At 69.9% G+C, this 4,105-nt stretch carries 4 protein-coding genes; 2 read left to right on the top strand and 2 right to left on the bottom strand.

Features of this window, described 5'->3' with window-relative positions:
• Positions 1 to 84 precede the first annotated feature (84 nt).
• Positions 85 to 1,071, bottom strand: coding sequence for an alpha/beta hydrolase (locus QK444_RS33580; protein WP_282786052.1), 987 nt, complete (start codon positions 1,069 to 1,071; stop codon positions 85 to 87).
• Between the two features lie 245 nt (positions 1,072 to 1,316).
• Here QK444_RS33580 and rfbA point away from each other — a divergent pair, with 245 nt between their 5' ends.
• On the top strand, positions 1,317 to 2,216 hold the full coding sequence (gene rfbA, locus QK444_RS33585; protein WP_029930392.1) for a glucose-1-phosphate thymidylyltransferase RfbA: 900 nt from the start codon (positions 1,317 to 1,319) through the stop codon (positions 2,214 to 2,216).
• Between the two features lie 2 nt (positions 2,217 to 2,218).
• Complete coding sequence (rfbC, locus tag QK444_RS33590; RefSeq protein WP_282786053.1) at positions 2,219 to 2,785, top strand: dTDP-4-dehydrorhamnose 3,5-epimerase; 567 nt, start codon at positions 2,219 to 2,221, stop codon at positions 2,783 to 2,785.
• 31 nt (positions 2,786 to 2,816) lie between these two features.
• On the opposite strand, the gene QK444_RS33595 is transcribed toward rfbC, so the two are convergent.
• Positions 2,817 to 3,803 (bottom strand): alpha/beta fold hydrolase, encoded by a 987-nt coding sequence (locus tag QK444_RS33595; protein WP_282786054.1) that lies wholly within the window; start codon positions 3,801 to 3,803, stop codon positions 2,817 to 2,819.
• Between the last annotated feature and the right edge of the window lie 302 nt (positions 3,804 to 4,105).

The raw sequence follows: 4,105 nt of genomic DNA on the forward strand, positions 1-4,105 counted from the left end.
GTCATGATCGACGCCGTCGTGGGCGACGAACGCCGACAGATGCTCACCGTCCGCCTATGCGGTGGACGGCTCCGCGCACCAGACTCACGCCGTGCGCATCAGCTGCTCGGCCTCGAGTCGGGCGCGCACGAAGCGGGCCACCGACGCCAGTGCCGCCCGGCTCTCGGGCATGCCCGGGAAGATGGCCATGAAGGCGTGCACCTGACCGCGCCAGACCTCCAGGGTGGCCGGGACGCCCGCGGCGGCCAGGCGCTGGGCCATGAGTTCGCTGTCGCGGCGCAGCACCTCGTCCTCGGCCACGATGAGCAGGGCCGGGGGCATCCCGGCGAGCACGCCGTTGACCGGTGAGAGCCGCGGGTCCAGGCAGCCGTCGACCGTCGCTCCGATTCGCACCACCGATTCCAGTGCGGACAGCGGAATGAGCGGGTCCCGGCGCATATTCGGGTGGGCGCGCTTCTCGGTGCAGTCCAGATCCAGCGCGGGACACAGGCCGACCAGACCGGCGGGCACCGGATGCCCCTGCTCGCGGGCGCGCAGGGCGGTCGCGAAAGCCATGTAGCCGCCGGCGGAATCACCGGCGAAGACAATGCGCGAGGCGTCCGCGCCGCGGCTGAGCAGCCAACGGTAGGCGGTCAGACAGTCGTCGACCGAACCGGAGATATCGGTATCGGGCAGCTGCCGATACTCGACGCTGACCACCGGCAGTCCGGTGCGCCGGGCCAGCGCGGCCACCACGGGACGGTGCGTATCCAGCCCGCACAGGAAGAATCCGCCGCCGTGCATGTACATGATCGCGCCGTCGCGCAGCGAACTGCGGGCTCCGGCAGGACGCACGATCTCCATGCGGAAACCCCTGAGCCGCACCTGCTCCCGCTCCACCCCGCGCGGCTGCGGCCGGAATTTCGACAGCCCGTTGATCACCGTGGCCGCCACCGGAATGGTGAGCGCGTTGACGGGCACCAGGCCGCCGAGCGGCCGGACCACGGTGCGGCAGGCGGCGGCCAGGGCGTGCGCGTACACGCTGATGCCGTGCGGGTTGGCCACCGGGACGCTGTCACTTGTCGCTGTCATCGCGCACCTACCTCGTTGTTGGCGCGCCGAGCCGTTCGTCCGGGGACCGAACGGGGCTCGGGCACCAGGCGCGCGAGAGTCGGCGCTGACATCTCACATAGCGTCGTTTCAGAACACCATGGGAACGTGACGTACGCAACACTTAATGGCCACAAGCGCATTGCGGCAAACGGCCGTGATCGATTCGCGGTCGAGTCGGAACCTCCCCGCCCCCGTCCGGAACCCAACTGGCAGACTGCTGTGACATGCGCGGAATCATCCTGGCGGGCGGCACGGGCTCACGGCTGCACCCGATCACGCGCGGAGTGAGCAAACAGCTGGTCCCGGTGTACGACAAGCCGATGGTGTACTACCCCCTGTCCACGCTCATGCTGGCGGGGATCCGGGACATCCTGGTCATCACCACACCGGAGGACAGCGACGCCTTCGCGCGCCTGCTCGGCGACGGCAGCCGGTTCGGGCTGTCCATCTCCTATGTGGTGCAACCGGAACCCGACGGGCTCGCCCGCGCCTTCGTCCTGGGGGCCGACCACATCGGCACCGACTGCGCGGCACTGGTGCTGGGCGACAATATCTTCCACGGACCCGGACTCGGCACCACGCTGCACCGCTTCGACGGGCTCGACGGCGGCGCGGTGTTCGCCTACCGGGTCTCCGACCCCACCGCCTACGGCGTGGTGGAATTCGCCGAGGGCAAGGCCATCTCCATCGAGGAGAAGCCGAAGCGGCCGCGCTCCAACTACGCCATTCCGGGGTTGTACTTCTACGACAACGACGTCGTCGAGATCGCCCGCGGGCTGCGGCCCTCGGCGCGCGGCGAATACGAGATCACCGATATCAACCGCACCTATCTCGAACAGGGCAGGCTGCGGGTGGAGGTGCTCGCCCGCGGCACCGCCTGGCTCGACACCGGCACCTTCGACTCGCTGCTGGACGCCGCGAATTACGTGCGCACCATCGAGGAGCGGCAGGGCCTCAAGATCGGGGTACCCGAGGAGGTGGCCTGGCGGATGAACTTCATCGACGACGAACAGCTGCGCGCCATCGCCGAACCGCTCGAACGCTCGGGTTACGGCACCTATCTGCTGAATCTGCTGGAGCACGGCCGGGAGTGGGAGCAGGGCGCACTGGGACGGGAGCACTGACGGTGGAGATACGGGAACTGTCGGTGCCCGGCGCGTGGGAGTTCACGCCGCGGCTGCACGGTGACGCGCGCGGGGTGTTCCTCGAGCAGTTCAAAGCGTCGGAATTCGAGAAGGCGGTGGGGCGGCCCTTCGATCTCCAGCAGGTGAACGTCTCCACCTCCGCCGCCGGGGTGCTGCGCGGCATCCACTACACCGCGAATCCGCCGGGGCAGGCCAAGTACGTGACCTGTGTGCGGGGCGCGTTCCTGGATGTGGTGGTGGATCTGCGGCCCGACTCGCCGACCTTCGGGCGGTGGGACGCCGTGGTGATCGACGATGTGACGCGCCGGTCGGTATATCTGGCCGAGGGGCTGGGGCACGCGTTGCTCTCGCTGGCGGACGACTCCACCGTGACGTACCTGTGCTCACTGGAGTACACCCCCGAATTCGACGGCGAGGTGGACGCGTTCGATCCGACCATCGGCATCGAATGGCCGACCGTGGGTCGAAACGGACAGCCGCTCACGGTCATCCGCTCGGCCAAGGATGCCGCCGCGCCCCCGCTCTCGGACGCGCGGCTGTTGTATTGAACAGCCGTGGCACCGAGGGCGGTCTCGTCCGTCAGCCGGTGGTGGCGCTCGGGGTGTCGAAGGCGCGGTGCGCCGTGGCCGCCAGTTCGGCGTTGAAGCGGTCCGTGGCCTCGACATTCGCGGCGTGACCGGTGGGCAGGATGTGGAAGGCCACCAGGCTGCCGACCCGGGCCAGCGCGTCGGCGAGGGCGCGGGACATGGCCAGCGGGAGCAGCCGGTCGCGGTCTCCGGCGAGCACCGTGGTCGGCGCGGTGAGGTGTTCGGCGGCCGGACCCAGATCGAATTCGGCAAGCATCCGTTCGACGCGGGCGCGGCCGCGCGGCGGGCACGAGCGCACGATGTTCAGGACGAAGGCCACCTCGTCGGCGGTGGCGGCGCGCGACATGATGCGCCAGCGGATCAGCCATTTCACCAGCGGCCCGCCCGGAATCGGCAGCGGCAGCCCGAGCAGCCACACCAGCGATCGGGCCGGGAGCCGGACGCGACGGCCGAGAATCCGCAGGGGCACATTGAAGCCGGGCAGCAGTTCGGTGCCGGTGGCGATGCGTCCCGAGGTGGTATTGGCCAGGATCAGGCCCGCCGCGTGGGCGTCGAACTGGTCGCGGTGGCGGGCGGCCCACGCCTGCACGGTGATTCCGCCCATGCTGTGCCCGACCAGCACCGCGGGTTCGCCCGGACGCAGGGTGGCGGCCAGCACGGTGGCCAGGTCGTCGCCGAGCTGATCGATACTCGCGACATCGGCGCCGATCCCGCTCTCACCGTGTCCGCGCTGGTCGTAGCAGATCACGCGATATCGCTCGGCGAAGGCGTTGATCTGCGGATTCCAGTATTCGAGGCAGCAGCCCCAGCCGTGCACGAGCACCATCGGCCGCCCCTGCTCCGGACCGTGGACGCGCACCCGCAACCGCGCCCCGTCCGGAGTGGTGACGGGGACGGTCACGCCGGGCACCGTGGGCGGGTTCAGCGCGGCGGTGGCGTAGCGCCGCGACCGCAGCCGCGCCCGACGACGCGCGAACATCGCAGCCAGCCTGTCGCGACTCACCCGGATATCGTGACAAGCCGACAACGGCACCGAGGGTAGGACGCGCCGCACGGACACCGGAGTCACCGCCGGGCGGTGGTCGCCGGTTCGGATTCCCCGACCTCGTGAGCGGTGGCCGCGACCAGGAGCCTGTCCATAGCGTCCGGTCGGCTCGACCGCCGCGTCGGTGACCCATCGATCGGGCGCGGTCTACCGCGGTGGTCGGCCGCCTGCGGACGACCACGCCGCAAGGACGGCTATCAGTCCCATACGTAAGGCATCTCGTTCCGAACGGCGTG

This window comes from Nocardia sp. CC201C (assembly GCF_030010695.1).
GTDB classification, from domain to species: domain Bacteria; phylum Actinomycetota; class Actinomycetes; order Mycobacteriales; family Mycobacteriaceae; genus Nocardia; species Nocardia otitidiscaviarum.